Source organism: Amycolatopsis sp. NPDC059021 (genome assembly GCF_042739895.1).
Taxonomy (GTDB): domain Bacteria; phylum Actinomycetota; class Actinomycetes; order Mycobacteriales; family Pseudonocardiaceae; genus Amycolatopsis.
This window is the reverse complement of sequence record NZ_JBHYIQ010000063.1, coordinates 29,032-50,700: the sequence shown is the minus strand read 5'-3', so window position 1 is coordinate 50,700 and position 21,669 is coordinate 29,032. Positions and strand designations below refer to the sequence as shown.

At 65.2% G+C, this 21,669-nt stretch carries 18 protein-coding genes, 1 tRNA gene and 1 pseudogene; 13 read left to right on the top strand and 7 right to left on the bottom strand.

Going from position 1 to position 21,669, the window contains the following annotated elements; translation table 11 throughout:
• Positions 1 to 59: 59 nt before the first annotated feature.
• Complete coding sequence (locus ACFWX1_RS30945) at positions 60 to 1,121, bottom strand: NAD-dependent epimerase/dehydratase family protein (RefSeq protein WP_378393288.1); 1,062 nt, start codon at positions 1,119 to 1,121, stop codon at positions 60 to 62.
• Between the two features lie 122 nt (positions 1,122 to 1,243).
• Between ACFWX1_RS30945 and ACFWX1_RS30940 the strand changes: the two genes are divergently transcribed.
• Positions 1,244 to 1,738, top strand: a complete 495-nt coding sequence (locus ACFWX1_RS30940; protein ID WP_345393810.1) for a MogA/MoaB family molybdenum cofactor biosynthesis protein — start codon at positions 1,244 to 1,246, stop codon at positions 1,736 to 1,738.
• Positions 1,739 to 1,818: 80 nt separating this feature from the next.
• Positions 1,819 to 1,989 (top strand): hypothetical protein, encoded by a 171-nt coding sequence (locus tag ACFWX1_RS30935; RefSeq protein ID WP_378393287.1) that lies wholly within the window; start codon positions 1,819 to 1,821, stop codon positions 1,987 to 1,989.
• A gap of 14 nt (positions 1,990 to 2,003) precedes the next feature.
• On the opposite strand, the gene mscL is transcribed toward ACFWX1_RS30935, so the two are convergent.
• The 4 genes from mscL to ACFWX1_RS30915 all read right to left on the bottom strand — a co-directional run bounded on the left by mscL (position 2,004) and on the right by ACFWX1_RS30915 (position 4,350).
• A complete protein-coding gene (gene mscL, locus ACFWX1_RS30930; protein WP_378393286.1) occupies positions 2,004 to 2,411 on the bottom strand; it encodes a large-conductance mechanosensitive channel protein MscL in 408 nt (135 codons plus the stop codon).
• Positions 2,412 to 2,493: 82 nt separating this feature from the next.
• Positions 2,494 to 3,165, bottom strand: coding sequence for an SAF domain-containing protein (locus ACFWX1_RS30925; protein ID WP_378393285.1), 672 nt, complete (start codon positions 3,163 to 3,165; stop codon positions 2,494 to 2,496).
• Between the two features lie 130 nt (positions 3,166 to 3,295).
• Positions 3,296 to 3,625: an FmdB family zinc ribbon protein gene (locus ACFWX1_RS30920; RefSeq protein ID WP_378393284.1), complete on the bottom strand. Its 330-nt coding sequence runs from the start codon at positions 3,623 to 3,625 to the stop codon at positions 3,296 to 3,298.
• Positions 3,626 to 3,759: 134 nt separating this feature from the next.
• On the bottom strand, positions 3,760 to 4,350 hold the full coding sequence (locus tag ACFWX1_RS30915) for a 5-formyltetrahydrofolate cyclo-ligase (RefSeq protein WP_378393283.1): 591 nt from the start codon (positions 4,348 to 4,350) through the stop codon (positions 3,760 to 3,762).
• Between the two features lie 24 nt (positions 4,351 to 4,374).
• On the opposite strand from ACFWX1_RS30915, the gene ACFWX1_RS30910 reads away from it, so the two are divergent.
• From ACFWX1_RS30910 to ACFWX1_RS30890, 5 genes are all read left to right on the top strand, one after another.
• Positions 4,375 to 5,280, top strand: a complete 906-nt coding sequence (locus ACFWX1_RS30910; protein WP_378393282.1) for a UTP--glucose-1-phosphate uridylyltransferase — start codon at positions 4,375 to 4,377, stop codon at positions 5,278 to 5,280.
• 35 nt (positions 5,281 to 5,315) lie between these two features.
• Positions 5,316 to 6,578, top strand: coding sequence for a gephyrin-like molybdotransferase Glp (gene glp / locus ACFWX1_RS30905; RefSeq protein ID WP_378393300.1), 1,263 nt, complete (start codon positions 5,316 to 5,318; stop codon positions 6,576 to 6,578).
• Between the two features lie 8 nt (positions 6,579 to 6,586).
• Positions 6,587 to 7,258 carry a GNAT family N-acetyltransferase gene (locus ACFWX1_RS30900; RefSeq protein WP_378393281.1) on the top strand — a complete coding sequence of 224 codons (672 nt, stop codon included), beginning with the start codon at positions 6,587 to 6,589 and terminating at the stop codon, positions 7,256 to 7,258.
• 165 nt (positions 7,259 to 7,423) lie between these two features.
• Positions 7,424 to 8,236 carry a gephyrin-like molybdotransferase receptor GlpR gene (gene glpR, locus ACFWX1_RS30895; protein WP_378393280.1) on the top strand — a complete coding sequence of 271 codons (813 nt, stop codon included), beginning with the start codon at positions 7,424 to 7,426 and terminating at the stop codon, positions 8,234 to 8,236.
• A gap of 56 nt (positions 8,237 to 8,292) precedes the next feature.
• Positions 8,293 to 8,365 (top strand) — tRNA-Ala (locus ACFWX1_RS30890).
• Positions 8,366 to 8,968: 603 nt separating this feature from the next.
• Here ACFWX1_RS30890 and ACFWX1_RS30885 read toward each other — a convergent pair.
• Positions 8,969 to 9,250 carry a hypothetical protein gene (locus ACFWX1_RS30885; protein WP_378393279.1) on the bottom strand — a complete coding sequence of 94 codons (282 nt, stop codon included), beginning with the start codon at positions 9,248 to 9,250 and terminating at the stop codon, positions 8,969 to 8,971.
• Positions 9,226 to 9,705, bottom strand: coding sequence for a hypothetical protein (locus tag ACFWX1_RS30880; protein ID WP_378393278.1), 480 nt, complete (start codon positions 9,703 to 9,705; stop codon positions 9,226 to 9,228). The genes ACFWX1_RS30885 and ACFWX1_RS30880 overlap by 25 nt, the downstream gene beginning before the upstream one ends.
• 996 nt (positions 9,706 to 10,701) lie before the next feature.
• Here ACFWX1_RS30880 and ACFWX1_RS30875 point away from each other — a divergent pair.
• The 6 genes and pseudogenes from ACFWX1_RS30875 to pglZ all read left to right on the top strand — a co-directional run bounded on the left by ACFWX1_RS30875 (position 10,702) and on the right by pglZ (position 21,663).
• Positions 10,702 to 10,927 (top strand): annotated as a pseudogene (locus ACFWX1_RS30875) (helix-turn-helix domain-containing protein).
• The gene (locus ACFWX1_RS30870; RefSeq protein WP_378393277.1) at positions 10,920 to 11,612 is read left to right on the top strand and encodes a DUF1819 family protein; all 693 of its coding nucleotides are present in this window, start codon (positions 10,920 to 10,922) and stop codon (positions 11,610 to 11,612) included. Before ACFWX1_RS30875 ends, ACFWX1_RS30870 begins: the two are co-directional and overlap by 8 nt.
• Complete coding sequence (locus ACFWX1_RS30865) at positions 11,609 to 12,208, top strand: DUF1788 domain-containing protein (RefSeq protein ID WP_378393276.1); 600 nt, start codon at positions 11,609 to 11,611, stop codon at positions 12,206 to 12,208. The genes ACFWX1_RS30870 and ACFWX1_RS30865 overlap by 4 nt, the downstream gene beginning before the upstream one ends.
• Before the next feature lie 5 nt (positions 12,209 to 12,213).
• Positions 12,214 to 15,684 (top strand): BREX system P-loop protein BrxC, encoded by a 3,471-nt coding sequence (brxC, locus tag ACFWX1_RS30860; protein ID WP_378393299.1) that lies wholly within the window; start codon positions 12,214 to 12,216, stop codon positions 15,682 to 15,684.
• A complete protein-coding gene (pglX, locus tag ACFWX1_RS30855; RefSeq protein ID WP_378393275.1) occupies positions 15,684 to 19,175 on the top strand; it encodes a BREX-1 system adenine-specific DNA-methyltransferase PglX in 3,492 nt (1,163 codons plus the stop codon). The genes brxC and pglX overlap by 1 nt, the downstream gene beginning before the upstream one ends.
• Positions 19,168 to 21,663: a BREX-1 system phosphatase PglZ type A gene (gene pglZ, locus ACFWX1_RS30850; RefSeq protein WP_378393274.1), complete on the top strand. Its 2,496-nt coding sequence runs from the start codon at positions 19,168 to 19,170 to the stop codon at positions 21,661 to 21,663. Before pglX ends, pglZ begins: the two co-directional genes overlap by 8 nt.
• Positions 21,664 to 21,669: the final 6 nt, after the last annotated feature.

Below are 21,669 nucleotides of genomic sequence, written 5' to 3'. Positions count from 1 at the left end.
CCTGGTCCACTGTGGACCATAACCGGGTGCAAACCGGCCACCGCCGCTACGACCACCCGTCAACCGCCCACGGGGTCGCGTAGCTCGGCCGTGGCGAAATCCGCGATGCCCTCCGCGAAGCCGGTTTCCGCGGTGAACCCGAGCAACTCCTCGGCCCGGGCAGGATCGGCGACGACATGCCGGACGTCGGCAGGACGCGCGCCGCCGACGACGCGGGGTGCCGGACCGGCACACGCGCGAGCGAGTTCTTCGGCCAGCTCGCCCACGGTGTGTGGTTCGCCGGAACACACGTTCAGTGGCACGAGGTCGCCGGACGGGCCGTCGGTGCGCAGGGCGAGCGCGTTCGCCCTGGCGACGTCGTGGACATGGACGAAGTCCCGCTGCTGCCTGCCGTCTTCGAGCACGGTCGGCGCCTCGCCGCGCAGCAGCGCCGAGCGGAACAGCGACGCCACTCCGGCATAGGGCGTGTTCTGCGGCATCCGTGGGCCGTACACGTTGTGATACCGCATCGCCCACACCGTGCCACCGGTCTGCCGCGCCCATGCGGCCGCCAGGTGCTCCTGGGCCAGCTTGGTGGCCGCGTACGTGCTGCGGGGCGACAGCGGCGCGTCCTCGGGCACGAGCCGCCAGCCCAGCTCGGTGCCGCACCGCGGACACGTCGGCTCGAACCGTCCGTCGTCCACATCGGACTGACGGCGTGGCGAAGGCGGAACGACACCGTGGTCCGGGCACGCGTACCGTCCCTCGCCGTAGACCACCATCGACGAGGCCAGCACCAGCTTCCGCACCCCGGCGGCATACATTCCGGCCAGTAGCACCGCCGTGCCGTAGTCGTTGTGCAGGGCGTACGACGGCGCGTCCGAGGGATCGACGCCGTGCCCGACCACCGCCGCCTGATGGCACACGGCGTCGACGCCGTCCAGCAGTTCGGCGACGATCTCGGTGTCGGTCACGTCACCCCGCAGGAACCGGTGCCGCCGCGTGTAGGCCGGTGGGGACGACGAGCCGTGAGCCGTGGACAACAGCTTGTCCAGGACCACGACCTCATCGCCCGAATCAGCCAGCAGGTCGGCGATGTGGGAGCCGATGAACCCGGCCCCGCCGGTGATGAGAACGCGCACACCCCGACGCTAGGGCCGCGGGGCGGCCGGTACCCCGCGGAAGCCGATCATGTCACGGAATCGTCAGAAACTCTCCGCACCGGCACGAGCCGGGGCGCCCGGAACCGGCTACGGTGGTCGCCATGGAACGGAGTGCACAACGGCTGGGCCGCGCTCTCGTGGTCATCGTGGACGACCGCGTCGCGCACGGCGAACACGAGGACAACACCGGCCCGCTGGTCACGGAGCTGCTCGAAGAAGCGGGCTTCATCGTCGACGGTGTCGTCGTGGTCGAGGCCGAGACCGCGGGCATCCGCAACGCGCTCAACACCGCCGTCATCGGCGGCGCCGACCTCGTGATCACCGTCGGCGGCACCGGGGTCTCGCCCCGGGACCGCACCCCCGACGCCACCGCCGGCGTCCTCGACCGCCCCATCCCGGGCATCGGCGAAGCGCTGCGCGCCTCCGGGCTCGCCGCGGGCGCCGTCGACGCCGGGATATCGCGTGGTCTCGCCGGAGTCTCCGGCAGCACGCTCGTGGTCAACCTCGCCGGCTCACGTGCCGCCGTCCGCGACGGTATGGCGACCCTGTCGTCGCTCGTCCCGCACGTGATCGACGAGCTCTCCGGCCTGGACTGACCGGCCTGCCCGGCATTTCATCTCTCTGGAGTTTTCAAGCTGCGGATGAGCCGCCGTGGCGGCAGTGGGACAATGTGGTCATGTCGGGTAAGGAACGCAGACCCCAGAGCTCCCGCGAGAAGCGGCGGGTGGACGAGATCTTCGGGGACGTGCTGCCCGAGACGACGTCCGACGAGCGGGGGCCCGAGCCCGGTGGCCCGGACCCCGACTCGTGGTACCTGGAGAACCGCCCGCCCCATCACGACCGCTGACGCGGCCACCGGAGTCAGTTCCGGCCGTTCTGCTGCTGCGCGCGCAACAGGTCCCGGATTTCCTTCAGCAACTCGACGTCGGTCGGCTCGGCGGGCCCGGATTCCTGGCCACGCTTGCGCCGTTCCTGCAGGTGCTTCACCGGCAGCACGATCGCGAAGTACACCACCCCGGCCACGAGCACGAAGTTGATCGCCGCGTTGATCACGCCGCCGAAGTCCATGAACGTCGACTCGTTCGCGCCCAGGACCCGGAACCCGAGGCCCTGCGCCGCGTCCGTGCCACCGATCGCGTTGATCAACGGCTTGATCAGCCCGTTGGTGAACGCCGTGACGATCGAGGTGAAGGCCGCGCCGATGACCACCGCGACAGCGAGGTCCACGACGTTGCCGCGCATCAGGAAGTCTTTGAAACCTTTGAGCACGCTGACTCCTCAAAACCGGGGACGGTGACTCGACCGACCCGCTAACTCCAGGGGACGCCGTCACGCCACGAAGGGGCGCGGGCTAGCGGAGAGTAACTGTTACCGGTCGTTCCAGCGAAGTCGCCGCGACCTGTGTCGCGACCGCCGCCGGGAGCGTCAGCAACACCAGCGGGCCCTTCTCCGGCGGGCCGATTCCGCGGACCCCACCGGTCTCGGCCCGGCCGACGGTCACCACCACGGCTTGGCTGGCCAGCACCGATGCCGGGCTGCCCGCTTCCGCGGCGGCCACGACGTCGACACGCCGGCCAGGACGGAGGAGCTCGGCGACGCCCGCGTCGGCCAGCCGGACGGGCACCGTGGACGTCGTCGGATCACCCGTTCCGGGGATGCTCTCGCCAACCAAGCGGACGTCGGTGAGCGGCTCACCCGCCCGTGCCGGGCCGGCGAGCAACCGTCCTTCGAGGACGCTGGGATCTCCGAGGGCGCCCGTGGGGCGGACCGGGTCGGGTAGCTCGGCCAGTCTGACGTCGGTGGCGTGTAGCACCGTGCCCGCGGGCAGATCGCGGACGGTGACGACGGTCGGCGTGCCGGGCGCGCCTCTCGCGGACGCGGGGAGCAACAGGGCCAGTGACCCGGTGAGCAGCAGACCGGCGGCGAGCCAGCGGCGGAGCAACCGGGCCCGGCGCCCGCGCAGCCACCCCCATACGGGCAGCCCGGCAAGAGCAGGTAGGTGAGTGCGGAGCAGTGCGTGCATGGTGTCCCCCTCGTCGGATCGGTGCGGCGCGGTGCCGCATGAATCCGACGTTAGGGACGACGCGGGGCCCGGCGAAAGGGCCGGACCCGCGAGCTGTGGACAACTGGGGTGTTGTGGATAACCCGGGTCGTCAGGAGGCGGCCGCGGCCGTTTTCGTCGTACCCGAGGAGGAGGATGACGAGCTCGTGCTCGAGCCGGCGGAGCTGCTCGAGTCGGACTTGGACTCCGACTTCGAACCCTCGCTCTTCGCCGGGGTGGCGGCCGTGCTCGACGACTTCGACGACTCCCGCGAGTCGGTCCGGTAGAAGCCGCTGCCCTTGAAGACCACGCCGACCGAGCTGAAGACCTTGCGGAGCTGGCCGGAACACTGCGGGCACACGGTCAGACTGGGATCGGAAAACGACTGCACGGCCTCGAAGCGGTGGTCGCATTCCTTGCAGGCGTACTGGTAGGTCGGCACGGCTTGCTCCTTCACTGGCACTCGCTCTACAAGAGTGCTAACGCGATTGTGCGCCACAGCATTCCTTTCGCGCAATTCCCCTCCTGCTCCGCGCGCGAGGCGTCCGGGACACGCCACAGGTAGTGCCGCTGCTTTCACAGTTCTGTGAACCGGACCACACCACGCCCGGGTGTCAGCGCTCCACGCATGCGGATGTCGTGCTCCTGGCCGGGCAGCAGATCGACCAGCTCGTCGTCACGGACGACGGCGAGCAGATCCGCGTCGGGGGCGAAAATCAGCGAACGGTCGTAGAAACCCGCGCCCCGGCCCAGCCGGACACCCCGGCGATCGACACCCAGCGCGGGCACCAGCACCAGCCCGGCTTCACCGACCGCGCGCGTTCCCAGCCGCGGCCCCGACGGCTCCCTGACCCCACGAAAACGGCCACTGACCAGGGCATCCTCACTGGTGTACTCGGCCCACTCCAACGGTCCCGGCGTCGGCGGGACGATCGGGAGCAGCACGCGCGCGCCGCCCGCGAGCAGCGCGTCGAGCATCGCCGTCGACCCCGGTTCGGTGCCGAACGGCAGATACGCGCAAACGGTCCCGTGCGCCAGCGTCGCGGCCGTTTCGGCGAGCGCGGCGGCATCCGCGGCGTGCTGTTCGGGCGAGACGGCACCCCGCGCCCGGGTGAGCCGGGTACGCCACTCCGCCTTGCTCGGGTGCTCATTGCCCAGCCCCTGCATGGGACCAGGTTAGGCTTTGCGCCCATGACGGGCGCTACGACCTCGCAGACGTTCCAAACCGCCATCGTGCCTGCCGCGGGCCTCGGCACACGCTTCCTGCCGACCACGAAAGCAGTGCCGAAAGAACTGCTCCCGGTGGTTGACACGCCGGGCATCGAGCTGGTCGCGAGCGAAGCCGCCGCCGCGGGCGCGAAGCGCCTGGTGATCGTGACCTCGCCCGGCAAGGAATCGGTCGTCAAGTACTTCGAGGACCAGCCGGAGCTGGAGAAGACGCTCGAGGCCAAGGGCAAGACCGAACTGCTGGAGAAGGTCCGGCGCGGGCCAGGACTGCTCGACGTCGAGGTGGCGATCCAGGAGCAGGCGCTCGGGCTGGGGCACGCCGTCGCGCAGGCCGAGCCGAACCTGACCCCGGCGGACGAGGCGGTCGCCGTCCTGCTGCCCGACGACCTCGTCCTGCCCACCGGCGTCCTCGACCGGATGTCCGCGGTCCGCGCCGAACACGGCGGCAGCGTGCTGTGCGCGTTCGACATCCCCAAGGAACAGATCTCCCCGTACGGCGTCTTCGACGTCACCGACACCGACAACCCCGACGTCAAACGGGTGCACGGCATGGTCGAGAAGCCGAAGCCCGAAGACGCGCCCTCGACGTTCGCCGCGGCCGGCCGCTACCTGCTGGACCGGGCGATCTTCGACGCGCTCAAGCGGATCACCCCGGGGTCCGGTGGCGAGCTGCAGCTGACCGACGCGGTCGCGCTGCTCATCGCCGAGGGACACCCGGTGCACATCGTCGTCCACCGCGGCGGCAGGCACGATCTGGGGAATCCGGGTGGTTTTCTGCGTGCCGCCGTCGATTTCGCGCTCGAAACCCCCGAGTACGGGCCATCGTTACGGGCGTGGCTGAGCGAACGGATCGGGGAAGATCGCGCATGACCGACTCCCTCGACGCACCGACCGAAGAAGCCGGCATGGCCGACGTGACGGAGATCCCGGCCGAGCCCGGCGAATTCCGCTCCGTCGACGCGCAGATCGCACTGACCCTCGACGCCGCCGTGCGCCCGCGGCCGGTGCGAGTGGCGATCTCCGAGGCACAGGGCCTGCTGTGCGCGGAGGAAGTGATCGCCGAGCACGCCCTGCCCGGATTCGACCAGGCCGCCGTCGACGGCTACGCGGTCCGCAGCGTCGACGTCAGCGCCGCGGGTCAGGAACCGGTCCAGCTGCCCGTCGTCGGCGAGATCGCCGCCGGATCCCGGCAGCCGCGCCGCCTCCAGCCGGGGCAGGCAGTGCGGGTCGACACGGGCGCGCCGCTGCCGACGCTGGCCGACGCCGTCGTGCCCACCGCCTACACCGACGGTCACCAGGCGAAGGTCACCGTGCACCGCCCGGTGCCCTCTGCGGGGTACGTGCGGCGTGCCGGCGAAGACGTCCAGATCGGCGACGTCGCGGTGCGCAACGGCGACACGATCGGCTCGGCCCAGGTCGGCCTGCTCGCCGCGGTCGGCAGGGCGAAGGTGCTGGTCTACCCGCGGCCCCGCGTGTCGATCGTGTCCGTCGGCGACGAGCTGGTCGACATCGACCGCACCCCGTCGGTCGGGCAGGTCTACGACGTCAACTCCTACGCGCTCGCCGCGGCCGCGCGGGACGCCGGGGCCGAGGTCAGCCGCGTCGGGATCGTGTCCAGCGATCCGAAGCGGCTGCGCGAGGTCGTCGAGGGCAGGCTCCTGATGTCCGAGATCGTCGTCGTCGCCGGGGGCGCCGGCGGCACGATCGGCGATGAGGTGCATGCCGCGCTGTCGGACCTCGGACGGATCGACACGACGCGAGTGGCGATGCACCCGGGCTCGGTGCAGGGCTTCGGACGGCTCGGGCCGGATTCGGTCCCGACGTTCCTCATCCCCGGCAACCCGATGAGCGCGCTCGTGGTGTTCGAGGTGCTGGTGCGGCCGCTGATCCGTGCGGCACGCGGCACCCGCAACCCGCATCGCCGGGTCGTCGGGGCACGGCTGCTCTCGCCCGTCACGTCCACGAAGGGCAGGCGGGGTTTCCTGCGTGGCCAGCTGCTGCGGGACGAGGCCAACGGCGAGTACCTGGTGCAGCCGCTCGGCACGTCCGGCGCGCATCTGCTCGCCTCGCTCGCGGAGGCGAACTGCCTGATCAACGTGGATGAGGATCTCACCGAGGTACCGGCGGGCGAACAGGTCAAGGTCACCTTCCTGGCCCAGCGGGGGTAGCACGGCGGATGACCTCGCCCGTGTCCGGCGTGTCCTACCCGGTGGAAAGCAGGCATCCCGGCTGGCCCGCCCGGCTCGGGCCGTTGCGTGTCAAGGCGGGTGTCGTCGCGGTGCGGCCGATCCGGCTGCGGGACGCGGGCGAGTGGAGCCGGATCCGCCAGCGCGACCGCGAGCACCTGGAGCAGTGGGAGCCCACCGGCATCGGGCCATGGCCCGATCGCAACGCCTTCTGGTCGTGGCCGTCGCAGTGGGCCGCGTTGCGATCGCTGGCGCGGCGCGGGCAGTGCCTGCCGTTCACGGTGACCGTCGACGGCCGGTTCGCCGGGCAGATCACTGTGGGTAACGTCATCCGCGCGTCGCTGCGGTCCGCGTGGATCGGGTACTGGGTGGCTTCGGACTTCGTCGGCGGGGGTGTCGCGACCGCCGCCGTGGCGCTCGTGACGGATCACTCTTTCGGGCTGGCCGGACTGCATCGGCTGGAGGCCACCGTGCGCCCGGAGAACGGGCCCAGCCTGCGCGTTCTGACCAAGGCGGGGTACCGGCGGGAAGGCCTTTTCGAGCGTTATCTCGATGTCGCCGGCGGCTGGCGGGACCACTACTGCTACGCCATCACCCAGGAGGAAACCGGCAACGGCCTGGTGCCCCGGCTCATCGCCTCGGGACGTGCCGAGCAGGCCTGATCGTGATTACTCGTCCGGCTCCGCAACGGCGTTACCACATTCCGTGAGTTTCACCTAATCCGGTGATGCATTTCCGTGATCGAACCCGGCGAGCCTCCGCCCGTTCTGTTACTCCTGTGGCTAGCGTGACTTCAGGACAGGAAATATCGGGGGAGGTGACGGGAGATGCCCAGCTCCGTGATCATCGTCGCGCTCGCCGCGGCATGGCTCGTCGTACTCGTGCCCATGGTCGCCCGCAAGCGCCAGCAGGTCGCGCGGACGGCCGACTCCGCGCTCGCCGCGCGAGTGGTGCGGAGCGGGAGCGCACGCAACGAAGGACAGGAGGAGTTCGCCATGTCCGACAGCGCGAAGCCGACGGTCGAGGACGACCTCGCCGAGCTCGAAGCCGAACTCGACGCGGACCTCGAGGACGAGGAGCCCGAACCCGACCCCCTGCCGCAACCGTCACGCGCACAGCGCGCCGAGTCCGAACGGCACGGCTACCGGCCCGGCCGGGGCGGCTTCGACCCCGAAGCCGCGGAGATCGCCGCCCGCGCCAAGTACGCCTTCCGGCAGCGCGTCGTCGTCATCCTGCTCATCGTCGCCGTGGCCACCGCCGCCGTCGCCGGCTTCCTCATCCCGCTCGTCTGGTGGGCCCACGCCGCCGCCGACGTCGTCCTCGTCGGCTACCTGGGCTACCTCCGCCGCCAGGTCCGCATCGAGAACGAGATCCGGCAGCGCCGCATGGCGCGCTTCAACAGCACCCGCGCGCCTCGGCGCCCGATGGCCCCCGAGGCCGACGAGGAGCCTGTAGTAGACGATGCGGAGGACGTCGAGGTCGTTGCCCCCGTCCGGCGCCCGGTCGTCGAACGCAAGCCGTCGCCGATGCTCCGCGCCCGCAGGCAGGCCGTCGTCGTGGACCTCGACGACGAGGACCCCGCCTTCGTGGACCTCGACGACCCGGGGACCAGGACCTTCCGCCGGGCCGCCGGAGAGTGACCCCCGGTGCAAGGGGCTCCATGAGCCACTGATAGGCTCATGGAGCTTCAAAACAAGGGGCTGTAGCGCAGTTGGTAGCGCGTCTCGTTCGCATCGAGAAGGTCAGGGGTTCGATTCCCCTCAGCTCCACGTAACATAGGGCGAGTTGTGTTGGCGAGAAGCGCCAACCGGCTCGCTCTGTTGTTTTATTTGGGGTGCAACCCCAAATGCCGCCCGGCGGGCTCCGCCCCGGACCCCCAGTCTGTGGCCTGGTGTTCGAGTAAGCTCCTCTAGGGCCACCCTGAGTCCTCTACATGCACTTGATCAGCGCAGTTGTGTTCATAGTCTGGTGCTACGTCGATGCTTCTGTAAACTCGCTGGTCATGGGTTGTTTTATGGTTCTATTCACTTAGGGTGTCTAGCCTTGTTTGTCCTTGTCGGGGGTGCGGATCGATGCCCTGTTGGCATGCCACCGCGAGGATTGCTCGGACAAGGTTGTAGACCCTTGTCAATGGTCGTCGTGATCTCCGGGGTGCGGCTTTGGGCCTCCGGGCTGGCGGACATCGTTTCTCCGGGTGGGCGGTCACGGCGCCTGAGTACCAGCACCGGTGATGACGGTGCTGACCTCGTGTCTGGCTGTCCGCTTCAGCACAGCATCGAGTGCACTGCTCGGCCAGCCGAAGTGTCATTCATCGGGATGACGGAGTTGAGGCAGGCGTCCGATGCGGCCATTGGGTCGTCAAGCGGGATGACCTATTTGGCGGCACGTTGGGCGTGACGTCGGCGTAGTTCCTTGAGGCGCACTGGTGGATGGCCAGTTGCCGGATCGAGCGCCTTCCAGAAGTCCCAGCCGTCCGTGGCTCGGGTTGTATCCTTGAGGTCAGGGTCGGCGATGTCGATCTTGACGGCTTCACCGGCGGCGCTGGGTGAGGTGTAGGTCTGGCCGTTGACACGGAGCGTCCCATCGGGAAGCAGGTCTGCTTGTCGGCGTTGTTGTCGCCCTTCTGCGATCAAAGGTTGCCCAGGTGTAAGCATGCCCGCAGCATGAGGTCACGGAGGGTGATGGAGCGTTCGGCGTCGCTGACCGCAACCCTATTTGCGGGGCGTGAGGTGGTGGTCATCGATCGGTTTGGGACTGCTGGGATGGCGGATGGTGGCGCCGTGATTGAGGGGTGGGTGGGCAGGAGCGGGGTGGTGAGGGGGAAATCGAAGCTGGCCAGGGTGCGCATGAGGCTGGCCTTGACGTTGGCGCGGGTTAGATTTGACGCCTGCTTGGCGACCAGGTTCACCAGCTCACGAGGAGGCTCCTGGCCAGTGAACAAGGCGACGAGTGCACGGTGGACTTGGCGATCGATGAAGTAGCTCTCCCACTGTTCCCGGATGCGGTTATCGCGTAGATCATCGCGGCCAAGCAGCGCGAGGACCTCGGCTGCCTGGTTGAGGTCCTCGGCGAGCCGGACGGAACGGAACAGCTTCTGCTCGACGGGCACGGGAGCGTGGGCGTTGTAGATGCGCCACTCCGCCCCATCGGTCAGTCGACCCACTCGACGCCGGCGACGGCGGCGTAGCTGATTGTCTGGTTGGCCCACCTCGGGTCGTCCAGGTTCTCGCCCAGGCCTTTTGCCTCGATGAACAGCCGTGGCGTCCGCATGATCAGCAGGGCGTAGTCGACCGGGTTGTCCGTGCTACGGCGACGTACTCACGGTGCACCTCGTCAGGGTTGACGATGTCCCAGCCCAGCGTAGCGATCACGGGTTCGATCAGACCGGCCTTGGTGTTCTGCTCGCCGATCCGCTGTCCCTGTCGGCCATAGCGGTCAAGCCGGTCGACACACTCCTTGATCGTGTCGCGCAGCGTAACAACTGTCTCCCTGTCAGGCCGGCCTCATGTTGAGTTAATTCAGTGTATTGCGCGTAGCCGGCCAGCGCCTGCAACGCTGCGTGGCAGGGCGGTGCCGAGGAGGTCGTTTCTCCTCGGGCCCGGCGTGCAGTCCGCACGCTTGAACGCGGCACGCTTGGCGATCTTCTCGGCTGACCGGCCTGGTTCGGCGTACTCCTCCACGATCACCAAGCCGAGCTGTTCGACTCCGCGGCAGCAGGCCTCGCGCCGGAGGGATCGAGATCCTCTGGGGCGTAATCTCGCCTCACGTGACTTACCGAGGACATCCGCAAGTAGATCACCGCCCGATGGGATCGCGGTGCAGTCGCAAGGTTGATGACTTGGCGTTCGTGATGTGCTGGATGCGTAGCCGGCTCGGGCATGACACGAATAGGGGGCCCACGTCGCGGAACCAGCGACCGCATCGGCAGCGGCCAGTTCGCAGAACCGTCCTGTCGGTGCCGACAGCTGAACAGATGGGTTCTTGCAGCTGGGCGTCTACGAGGCGGAGCCGCCTGAGACGGGTTGTTGCCTGTCGCATCAGACTAGACGGGTCAAGCAGGGTCTTCCCAGTAAGGTGAGATCCTTAGCGTGTTCGTGACTGCTGGATGGCTGGAGGTTGCCTCGTGGCTGACCCCTGGCTCTCCGCTGACAACATCGCGACTCACCTCGGTGTTACGAAAGGACACGGTCTACTCGTGGATCGCGGAGAAGGAGATGGTGGCGCACGAGGGGGGTTGGTTGTGGAAGTTCCAGGCGAGAGAGGTCGACGAGTGGGTTCGAAGCGGTGGCGCGGCGTCGTCGGGTGAAGGAACTTCTCTTGGCGATGAGTAAGACGGCCACTCTGGATGGCCTGTTCGACCTGCCCAGAAACCGGAAGGAAGGATCGATGAACGGCCCGTTGGCGGCAGCGCGGCGGTACGCGCTCTCGTTCACCACGGGCGCCCTCTTGGCGCGTGAGGCCGCGGTGCTTGTGCCCGTCTACCTCGAGCGGCGTGACTGGGAGCAGGTCCGCGACCAAGCGGTACAGGGCAACCTGCTTCAGGCACGTACCCATAGCACGAGAGTCCGTCTGGTCCGCGAGACCGTGAAGCGGCTCTCCGTGCTTGCCGACGACGAAGTCGCGCTCTTGACCAAGGCGACATCCTCCGAGCGTGGATACCTCATGTGGGCCGCTGCTTGCCGCCGTTACAAGCTCATCGGTGAGTTTGCCGAGGAGGTCGTGCGGGAGCGCTTTTTGCTCCTGGCCTCGACACTGGAGTACCAGGACTTCGACAGCTTCGTCCGAACCAAGGCGCTGTGGCATGAAGAGCTGGCCGCGATCAAGGACTCGACGCTGCAGAAGCTGAGGTCAAACGTGTTTAAGATGCTGCGGGAAGCCGAGCTGTTGTCGGCGGCTGGGTGCATCAGGCCGACCGTACTATCCGAGCGAGTCGTTGCCGCCCTCAGCGCCCGCACGCCGAGTGACCTGCGGTTCTTCCCGACCCGGCCAACCGCGAAACAGGGGGCTGCGCTGTGATCCCGAAAACTCTGTCGCAGCAGGAAGACCACCTGTTCGCGGTACTCAGCGGGAAGCGGTTCCTGCAGATGGAGGGCCTGAGCAACGAAGTCCCGTTCTTCATCTACCCGTACCCGCCGGAGGACGCACTTGCTGTCGCGGCGGCCAAGAAGCGTATCAAGAACCGGCTGTCCAACACCGGAATCACCGTGTTCGAGATCAACCTCTACGACCTGTCTGTCGAACTCCTGAGGGAGCGAGGCGTCTGGGATCGGGTCCTCGCCATCGAGCCCGACCGGGACAAGGCCGATTTCCGCGAGATGCTCCAGGGAATGCTCGACCCGCAACTGCACCTCGCCCCGGCGATCCGTGACCGGCTCGCGCAGGTCGACTTCGACATCTTCTTCCTTACCGGGATCGGAGAGGTCTTCCCGCATATTCGCTCGCACAACGTGCTGAACAACCTGCAGTCGGTGGTCAAAGTCAAGCCGATGCTCATGTTCTTCCCAGGCCGCTACGAGCAGTCCGCCACGTTGGGCTCCTCGCTCGTATTGTTCGGTCGGCTTAAGGACGACCAGTACTACCGAGCCAAGAACATCCTGGAACAGGAGGCGTGAGCTCGATGCAGCTCAGCGAGATTTTCGCCAAGGACATCCAGCGCCCGATCGAAGGCGTTATTAAGGCCGACGACGTCGCACACTTGGGCACTGAGGTCGAGGAGTACGTCCTGACCAACGAAGCCGCGAAGGGCTTGGAGCTTCTACTTGAGGAGTACACGTCCTACACCAACGCCAACGGTGTGTGGATCTCCGGCTTCTTCGGCTCCGGCAAGTCGCACATGCTCAAAATGCTCGCCCACCTCCTCGGTGACGTCGAGGGTCAAGACTACCCGCGCCAGAGCGTCTCTGACAGCTTCCGGGCGAAGAGCTCTGACGCCTTTCTCCCAGGCCTGCTCAACAAGGCCGACCGTATTCCCGCCAAGAGCCTGTTGTTCAACATCGACCAAAAGGCCAACCTGATCAGCAAGGACCAAACCGACGCTTTGCTCAAGGTGTTCGTCAAGGTGTTTGACGAGAGCTGCGGCTACTACGGCAACCACGGCCATGTCGCCCGGTTCGAGCGCGATCTAGACAACCGCGGCCAGTACGCGGCCTTCCAATCGGCGTTCGAACGCATCGCCGGGATCCCCTGGACACAGGGACGCGAGCAGAGCGCGTTGGAAGGTCCGAGCATCGACCAGGCTTTCGCCGAGGTCAATGGCGGGACCGCCGACAGCATCATCCAGCAGTACAGCGCCTCGTATTCCGTCTCGATCGACGACTTCGCCAACGAGGTCAAGGCCTGGCTGGACAAGCAGGGCGACCCGACCTTCCGGCTGGCGTTCTTCGTCGACGAGGTCGGCCAGTTCATCGGCTCGGACACCAAGCTGATGCTCAACCTGCAGACCATCACCGAGTCGCTCAACACCAGGTGCTCTGGCCGGGCGTGGGTTTTCGTGACCTCGCAGGAGGACATGGATAAGGTCATCGGCGACCGGACCAGACAGCAGGGCAACGACTTCTCCAAGATCCAGGCCCGCTTCAAGACTCGCCTCAAACTCACCAGTGCCGATGTTGAGGAGGTCATCCGCAAGCGTCTGCTTGAGAAGAACGACGCCGGTGCGGCTGTGTTGAGTACGATCCACGCCGACCAGCACGCTAACTTCAAAACGCTGTTCGACTTCGTCGACGGGGCCAAGACCTACCGCAACTACACCGACGAATCCCACTTCGTCGGGACCTACCCGTTCGTCAGCTATCAGTTCCCGCTGTTCCAGGCCGCGATCGAGGGCCTCTCCGACCATAACGTTTTCGAGGGGCGCAACAGGTCGGTGGGCGAGCGCTCGTTGCTCGGCGTCGTCCAGCAGGTCGCCAAGGACGTCGGCAATGTTGAGGTAGGCAAGCTCGCCACGTTCGACAGCATGTTCGCCGGCATCCGCGCCGCGCTGAAGTCGGCCGCCCAGCGCTCGATCGACGTCGCCGAGCGCAACCTCGACAACCCGCTGGCAGTCCGCTTGCTCAAGGCTTTGTTCCTGGTCAAATACGTCGAGAGCTTTCAGGCGACCCGGCGCAACCTCACGGTGCTGGTCTACGACCACTTCGGCCTCGACCTTCCCGCGCTCTCGGAGCAGGTTAAGGAAGCGCTGACCGTGCTGGAGGCGCAGACCTACATTCAGCGCAACGGCAACGCCTATGAGTATCTGACCAACGAAGAGCAGGTCATCGAGGAAGAGATCAAGAACGTCGACATCGACGACTCCGAAATCAGCGCGCGGCTGTTCAAGATGCTCTCGGGCGACGTCATCAAGACGAACAAGATCCGCTACGTCAAGAACGGTCAGGACTTCCCGTTCGGCTTCAAGCTCGACGACCAGGCCCATGGTCCGCAGCGCGAGCTGGCGATCCACTTCATCTCGCCGGAGTATCCGCACTCGCCCGAAGAGATCCGCATGCACAGCGCGGGCAAGGACGAGCTGCGCGTCATCCTCGAACCGGACGCCCGAGTGCTCTCGGATCTGAGGTTGTTGGTCAGGACCGAGAAGTACATCAAGCGCAAGCAGAGCAACTCGATCTCGGTCATCGAGGGCCAGATCCTGCAGACCAAGGGTGCACAGAACATCGGCCGCGAGAAGGAGCTCATCGAGCGGGTAAAGGCCTCGGTGGGCAAGTCCTCTTTGGTCATCAACGCCGCCGACATCACCCCAAGCTCCCAGGACGCGCTCGTTCGAGTGACCGACGGCTTCCAGGACCTCGTCAGCCGCACCTATTCTCAGCTCAAGCTGCTCGGCGGTACGACTTACAGCGAGCAGCAGGTCGCCGCGGCTGTCAAGCCCGACAGCGGGCTGTTCGATGCAGATACCGCCAGCAAGCTCTTCGCCCCAACGGAGGAGGTGTTGTCCTTCGTTCTCCGCAAGGAGGCGCTCGGTGAGCAGGTCACGATCAGGACCATCGTCGACAGCTTCACGGCGAAGCCCTACGGCTGGGACCTAGCCTCGATCGAGGTTCTGATCGCCTTCCTGGTGGGCACATCCAAGCTCACGCTCACGGTCGACGGGAATGTCCTCAAACGTTCCGAAGCTGCCGCTGTCCTGCGCAACACCCAGAAGCACGCACACGTCGTGGTGTCTCCCCAAAAGACTTTCGACGAGCACAAGGTCGCCGCCTTCCGCAAGTTCTGCACCGACTTCTTCGACGAGGGCAACACCCCCAAAGACCCGCTGGAACTCGCCCGCCACGGGGCCGACAAGCTGAAGGCCAAGCGCGACGAGCTCAACGCGACCATCACGGGTTCGAAGTACCCCTTCGTGGCGGAGCTCTCCACTCCGATCGCCCTGCTTGACCGAGTGGTCGGAAAACCCGACGACTGGTACCTGACCGACTTCAACCTTGGCGACGACTTGCTCGACGCCAAGGACAGCACGATTGACCCGATCCAGGCATTCCTCAGCGGTGGCCAAAAGGTCATCTACGACCAGGCTGTCGATCTGTTGGCCACTCACAGCATCAACCTCGGTTATCTGCCGTCTGGGAGCGACACTGCGGTGCGCGCTGCCCTGGACGACCCGAACGCCTTTCGCGGCAGCAAGATGGCCCAGCTCAAGCAAGCCAACGACCAGCTACGCGCCCAGATCGACGAAGTCGTCGCGTCGAACTGCGCGGAGGTCGTCGAGGCAATCGAGGGACGTAAGGCTGAGATCAAAGCGACTGCCATTTACGCCAAGGCAGCGCTGGATGCCCAGAAGAGCGTGCTTGGCCGAATTGACCAGACAGTCTCCCACGTCCGCTCCCAAGACCAGATCGCCCTCATCCGGGAGATCGGCTCGAGCTTCGAGGCGTCCGTTTATCCGGGCTTGCTCGATCTGCTGGCCGCATCAACGCAGGGTGGAGGAGGAGACGATGCTTCTCCACCGAAGCAGACCGTGTCGGTCAAGGCCATCTCAGCCACCGGCGTCTCGGGTGTGCTGGAAACGGAAGAGGACGTCGATCGGTATCTTGCCGCCTTGCGCACAGCACTCGTCCAGACCCTGAACGACGGAAAGCGAATCTCTCTCTGATGGAAACCGCACCGCTGAAGTCGTTCGCCACCTGGGCACGTACGGCGCTCATTCGCGAGGTGAGCGCGCGTATCGCCGTGGTGCTGGCCCAAGCCTCGCTCGAGCGGGTCGAGCAACCCGGGGCCGTAGAAGCCCTGGAGAAGGCCATCGCGACGGCTGGTGGCGGCGACAAGGGCAAAACGGTGGTTGCCGATCGGGGCGCCTACACCTGGTTCAACCGGATCATCGCCCTGCGTTTCATGGACGCCAACGGATACACCGGCGTCGGAGTCGTCTCGCCACAGCCTGGCGTCGAGTCAGGTCAGCCCGAGATCCTGGCCGAAGCCAAGCGCGGCAACATCGACGCCACGGTGGTCGGGACCAAGACTCGCGAGATGGTGATGAGTCTCCTCAATGGTACCCGGCGCAGCGGCGACGCTCAAAGCGAGGCTTACGCGTTGCTGCTCGCGGATTATTGCCGCTATTGGAACCGCGCCATGCCGTTCATGTTCGAGCGGGAGGGCGACTTTACCGAGCTGCTCATCCCGGCTAACCTGCTGGCCGACGACTCGGTGCTGAGCCGTGCCGTCAAAGTACTCACCTCCGATGCCTGCCAGAACGTCGAGGTGATCGGCTGGCTGTACCAATTCTACATCTCGGAGCGCAAAGATGAGGTCTTCGCCAGCTTCAAGAAGAACAAGAAGGCCGGCGCAGACGAGATCCCCGCAGCCACTCAGCTCTTCACGCCGCACTGGATCGTCCGCTACCTCGTCGAGAACTCCCTCGGTCGCTTGTGGATGCTCAATCGTCCGTCTTCTCGGCTCGTTGACCAGATGCAGTACTACATCGCCCCAGCCGACGAGGAGACCGACTTCCTCAAGATCGGTGGCCCCAAGGAGCTCAAGGTCGTCGACCCCGCCTGTGGTTCTGGACACATGCTGACCTATGCCTTCGACCTGCTCTACGCCATCTATGAGGAAGAGGGCTACGCCCCGGCCGAGATTCCTGGGCTCATCCTGACCAACAATCTCTACGGGATCGAGATCGACCCGCGTGCTGGGGCACTTGCAGCCTTCGCCCTGACGATGAAGGCCCGCGCGAAGCAGCGCATGTTCTTCAACAAACAGATCGAGCCCAACGTCTGCGTCCTCGAACCGATCCGCTTCACACTGGCCGAGATTGACTTCCTGCTGATACGTGGCGGTGACCGTGATGCTGAGTCGGCGTTCTGGAACCAGTTCGAGCACGGGGACGTCCTTGGATCACTGATTCAGCCTGACCCCGAGCTCACCGCTAGTCTCAAGCAGCACCTCTCCGAACTCGACGATGGCACGGATATTCTCCTGACCGACCTGCTTGATCGGGCCGAGCGGGTCGTTCTCCAGGCCGAGTACCTTGCGCCGCGGTATGTTGTAGTGGTCGCAAACCCTCCCTACATGGGTAGCAACAGCATGGGCGACGTGCTTGTTCGGTTTGCCAAGAACAACTTCCCGATGACGAGGTCTGACTTCTACAACATGTTCATGGAACGGGCGGCTTCCTTGTGTCTCGGGGGCGGAGCTTGGGGCATTATCTCTCCGCATGGCTGGATGTTCCAGTCGTCATTCGCGGATTGGCGACGCTTATTCCTGTCGGAAAATATTCTCACGAGCCTTGTGCATTTCGGCCGTGGCGTCTTCGGGTCCGACTGGGCTTCGGCGGCATTTGTTGTCCTGCGGTCCAAGCCTGACGTGAACTGTTCCGCTATCTATCGGAAGCTCTATGAGCGTGCGCTCGAAGTGAGGCAGCGGGACGCGCTTGAGCAATTCTTTCTTAACCCCACGTATCAGAGTTTTGTCGTTAAGCAGTTTTTATTCCTTGGCATTGATGGCAGTCCGTTCGCCTACTGGTTGCGACCGGAGGAGCTCGCCATCTACCGTGACTTCCCCCCACTCTCAACGCTTGGGGTGACGCGTCAGGGGCTTGCGACGGGCGACAATAACCGCTTCCTTCGCTATTGGTGGGAGGTGTCGGCTTCGCGGACCAATCGAAACGCAACCGACGGCACTGAGGCTGCAAATTCGAAGGCCAAGTGGTTCCCTTTGCAGAAGGGAGGAACTCCACGCCGATGGGCTGGCAATGATGAGTATATCGTCGACTGGTACGAAGACGGCAAGGAGATCAGGGCCTTTGGTGCCGAGTCAGGCGGTCGGCCCAAGTCGCGAGCCCAGAATACAGCGTACTACTTCCGGGAGGGAGCAACCTGGTCGAGCCTGTCGGGCGAGTTCGCAATGCGGTTCTCTCCCGCTGGATATATCTTTGAGACGAAGGGCTCGATGCTGTTCCCGTCGCGAGAGAGCGACCTTCGCTGGTTGCTTGGCTATCTGAACACGCCGATCGCTCGGGAGTTGATCGACTCTCTGTCTCCAACCTTGGACTATCACGAGGGTCCCGTCGGTCGTATCCCTGTCATCCCGCCGAACGATCCGACCTTCGTGACCGCCCGCGTCGAGCAGGCGCTGGCCCACGCAACTGCTATCTGGAGCCGGCTGGAGACATCTCCATCGTTCAGCGGTTCCCACCTTCGGTCGAGCGAAGCCTTACTCAAGACTCGGGACGCTCTTGAGGCCGACTGTGCTGAGCGGCTCGCGCAGGAGGACGCTATCTTGGGGATCGAGCGGGAGATTGAAGACCACTTCCGAGCCTCTGGCGCAGTTGGTGAGGATGCGTTCGCACTGGAGGCTCAGCGTCCGACTGGTCTCATTGACGATTGTCTCCGCGATCGGCTGGCCGCTGCTCGGCTCCTGGTCGAAGACTTCGTCTCCTACGCCATCGGCTGCATGTTCGGTCGCTACAGCCTGGATGAGCCGGGGCTCATCCTCGCCGACCAGGGTGCCACGGTCCAGAATTACCTCGCCAAGGTGCCAAGCCCGACGTTCGCTCCAGACATGGACAACGTCATCCCCGTTGTGAATGGGGATTGGTTCGAGGACGACATCGTTGCTCGCTTCCGCACGTTCCTCCGTGCGGCCTTCGGAGAGCAGCATTTCGAGGAAAACCTGCGCTTCGTGACCGAGTCGCTCGGTGTTAAGAACATCCGTGACTACTTCGTGAGGTCCTTCTACAAGGACCACGTACAACGGTACAAGAAGCGCCCGATCTATTGGCTCTTCTCCAGCCCCAAGGGCTCGTTCAACGCCCTGATCTACATGCACCGTTACACGCCGTCCACAGTCTCGACTGTGCTCAACGAGTACCTGCGCGAGTTCCGGGCCAAGCTCTCGTCGAGCCTGCAGCAGCAGGAGCGCCTGGCGGCTGGCGGCGGTACGCCACGTCAGCAGGCGGCGGCTCAGAAGGAGGCCGATCGGTTGCGCAAGGTGCTTGTGGAGCTTGAGGAGTACGAGCACGACGTGTTGTACCCACTGGCTTCTCGTCAGCTGGCGATCGACCTGGACGACGGTGTGAAGGCGAACTACCCGAAGTTCGGTGCCGCCCTGAAGAAGATCGCCGGTCTTGGGGCCAGCGATGAGTGACGTTACTTCGGTCCGCCCGCACCTGCTGCGCTGGTTTGACAGCCGCCGGATTGTCTTCTGGCACGACCCGGATGGTCAGTACATCGAGGATCTGGACAGTCTCGACCTGCCGGGTGTCCAGACGATCCGGGTTTCTAATGACGAGTTCGGTATCAAGAACCGGCTGCTGCGTGACGAGCCTAAGGGCAAATTTCTCGTCTACCGTTCAGGGCCGGTGCCGAGTGGCATCGGGAATTGGCTGCTCGATCTGGAGCTGGCCTATGGAGTCTTCACGGCCGACCGCACGGCTCTGGTGGCTCAGGACCTGGGCTTGGTCGGCCAGGGTATCGACGAGGTCGTCCAGACCCACGAGAAGTTCTTCAACGCGGCCAAGCGCGTCCACAGTCTCAAGGCACTGCTGAGCTCGGAGGACGACGCTGTCAGGTTGCGAGCCAAGATCAGCGCTGTCGTGCTTGGCCAACGCGAGCATAGTCTGCTGGAGATCACCAGGACGTTACTGACGGAGAACGCCAAGGGGGCTCACGCCAAGTACGACGCTCTCGTCGACTATGGCCTTGATGACTTCTACTGGCGCGGCGTCGCCAGCATCTACGGCTACGAGTCGTCCTCGCCGAGCATCGACGACCTGGTGTTGTGGATCTTCCTTAAGGCCATCGAGGGTTTCAAGTCCGACCGCCAGGGCGGACTGCGGAACATCCAGCTCGACTTCGCCAGCCTGCGCAACGACCGGCGTAGTCAGGCGGCCATGGCCACGCTTGCCAAGCGGGCAGCCCACGACCTGGACTACAAGTCGAGGATCGAGGACACGAGCTTCCGTGACCTGGTAACCGTCGACTTGTTCGAAGAGACCGACCAGAAGATCATCAGCGACCTGGGGCGGGCGGTAGCCGAACAGACTGTCACCCCGCGCGAGGTGGACGAGACGGTCCGGGCTCGGCAGAACAGCTTCTGGATCGACAACTACAAGCAGCTATACACAGCCGTTGCCCGGGCGTCGAAGCTGCTCGGCGAGCTAGCCTCGCTGAATCTCGGCATGGAGTCGTTCGACGACGGGTTGGAGCGCTACCGACGCGAGTGGTTCCGCATCGACCAGCTCTACCGGCAGTTTGTCTATGCTGCCCGCACGGCGGAGTACCCGAAGCCCCTCGAAGCGCTGCGCGAGGTGGTTGAGAAGCGCTACACCAACAAGTACGTCTACGAGCTGGGTAACGCCTGGCAGCAGCAGCTCGACCAAGTTGAGCGGTGGCGCTCGACGATGCTGCCTTCGCAGGCCGCCTTCTACTCTCGCTACGTCGAGCCGCTGGTGCGGGACGGCGACAAGAAGGCCGTGGTCATCATCTCTGATGCCTTGCGCTACGAAGTGGCCGACGAGCTTGGCTCACTCATCCGGCAGGAGGACCGCTTCGATGCCAACCTGGACGCCGTCCTCGGAGTGCTGCCGAGCTACACCCAGCTCGGCATGGCGGCGCTGCTGCCGCATTCGACGCTTAAGCATTCGCTTGACGCCAAGACCGTAATGGCCGACGGCCAGCCGACCAACAACACCGCCTTCCGCGGCAAGATCCTGGGGGGTGTCGGCGGCTCGGCGATCCAGGCCGAGGAATTCAAGGCCTTGAACGCTGACGAGCGGCGCGAGCTGTACAAGGCCAACCGGGTTCTGTACGTCTACCACAATCAGATCGATGCTACGGGCGACAGTCACATTACCGAGCGTAAGACTTTCGAAGCCGTCGATGACACATTGCGCGATATCGTCGACCTGGTGAAGAAGTTGGCCAGCGCCAACGCCACCAATATCTTCGTCACGGCCGACCATGGCTTCCTGTTCCAGGATGAGGAGCTGGCCGACACATTCTTCCTGTCGACTCAGCCGCAGGGCGATGACATCAAGGTCGTCAAACGACGCTTCGTGCTGGGCAACGGCCTCAAGGTCGACACTGCCTTCGCCGCCTTCGACGCCGCCCAGCTCGGGCTTGAGAGCGACCTGGAAGTACAGATCCCCAAGTCGATCCACCGGCTGAAGCTGCCCGGTGGCGGCTCGCGCTTCGTCCACGGCGGGGCGGCGCTTCAAGAGATCGTCGTGCCGGTTCTGGCGGTCAACAAGAAGCGTAAGAGCGACACCCGGCTGGTCAACGTCGAGGTCTGGCCGGAATCCGACAAGATCACCACCGGGCAGGTCGTCGTCCGGCTCTTCCAGACCGAGCCAGTCAGCGACAAGGTCCGGCCCCGCACGCTGAGGGCCGGGCTCTACGTCGGCGAGACTCTGATCTCCAACCTCGTCGACCTGACCTTCGATCAGACCTCGGCCGACAAGCGCGACCGGTACCAGAGCGCCCGGATGCTGCTCAGTCAGGAGTCGAGCGGCTACAACAACCGAGCCGTGGAGTTCCGCCTGGAGGAGCGGATCCCCAACACCAACCAGTGGCGAGTCTTCCGCAGGGCGGCCTACACGCTGAAGCGTTCGTTCGCGTCGGACTTCGACTTCTAGGAGGGG

What these genes read in the sequence shown, in the direction of transcription:
- ACFWX1_RS30915 (WP_378393283.1), bottom strand. Translation starts at nt 4,350, where the DNA reads ATGCAGGGGCTGGGCAATGAGCACCCGAGCAAGGCGGAGTGGCGTACC.
- ACFWX1_RS30935 (WP_378393287.1), top strand. Translation starts at nt 1,819, where the DNA reads ATGTCGGGTAAGGAACGCAGACCCCAGAGCTCCCGCGAGAAGCGGCGG.
- pglZ (WP_378393274.1), top strand. Translation starts at nt 19,168, where the DNA reads ATGAGTGACGTTACTTCGGTCCGCCCGCACCTGCTGCGCTGGTTTGAC.
- pglX (WP_378393275.1), top strand. Translation starts at nt 15,684, where the DNA reads ATGGAAACCGCACCGCTGAAGTCGTTCGCCACCTGGGCACGTACGGCG.
- glp (WP_378393300.1), top strand. Translation starts at nt 5,316, where the DNA reads ATGGCCGACGTGACGGAGATCCCGGCCGAGCCCGGCGAATTCCGCTCC.
- ACFWX1_RS30900 (WP_378393281.1), top strand. Translation starts at nt 6,587, where the DNA reads ATGACCTCGCCCGTGTCCGGCGTGTCCTACCCGGTGGAAAGCAGGCAT.
- ACFWX1_RS30910 (WP_378393282.1), top strand. Translation starts at nt 4,375, where the DNA reads ATGACGGGCGCTACGACCTCGCAGACGTTCCAAACCGCCATCGTGCCT.
- ACFWX1_RS30870 (WP_378393277.1), top strand. Translation starts at nt 10,920, where the DNA reads ATGAGTAAGACGGCCACTCTGGATGGCCTGTTCGACCTGCCCAGAAAC.
- ACFWX1_RS30925 (WP_378393285.1), bottom strand. Translation starts at nt 3,165, where the DNA reads ATGCACGCACTGCTCCGCACTCACCTACCTGCTCTTGCCGGGCTGCCC.
- brxC (WP_378393299.1), top strand. Translation starts at nt 12,214, where the DNA reads ATGCAGCTCAGCGAGATTTTCGCCAAGGACATCCAGCGCCCGATCGAA.
- ACFWX1_RS30885 (WP_378393279.1), bottom strand. Translation starts at nt 9,250, where the DNA reads ATGCTTACACCTGGGCAACCTTTGATCGCAGAAGGGCGACAACAACGC.
- ACFWX1_RS30940 (WP_345393810.1), top strand. Translation starts at nt 1,244, where the DNA reads ATGGAACGGAGTGCACAACGGCTGGGCCGCGCTCTCGTGGTCATCGTG.
- glpR (WP_378393280.1), top strand. Translation starts at nt 7,424, where the DNA reads ATGCCCAGCTCCGTGATCATCGTCGCGCTCGCCGCGGCATGGCTCGTC.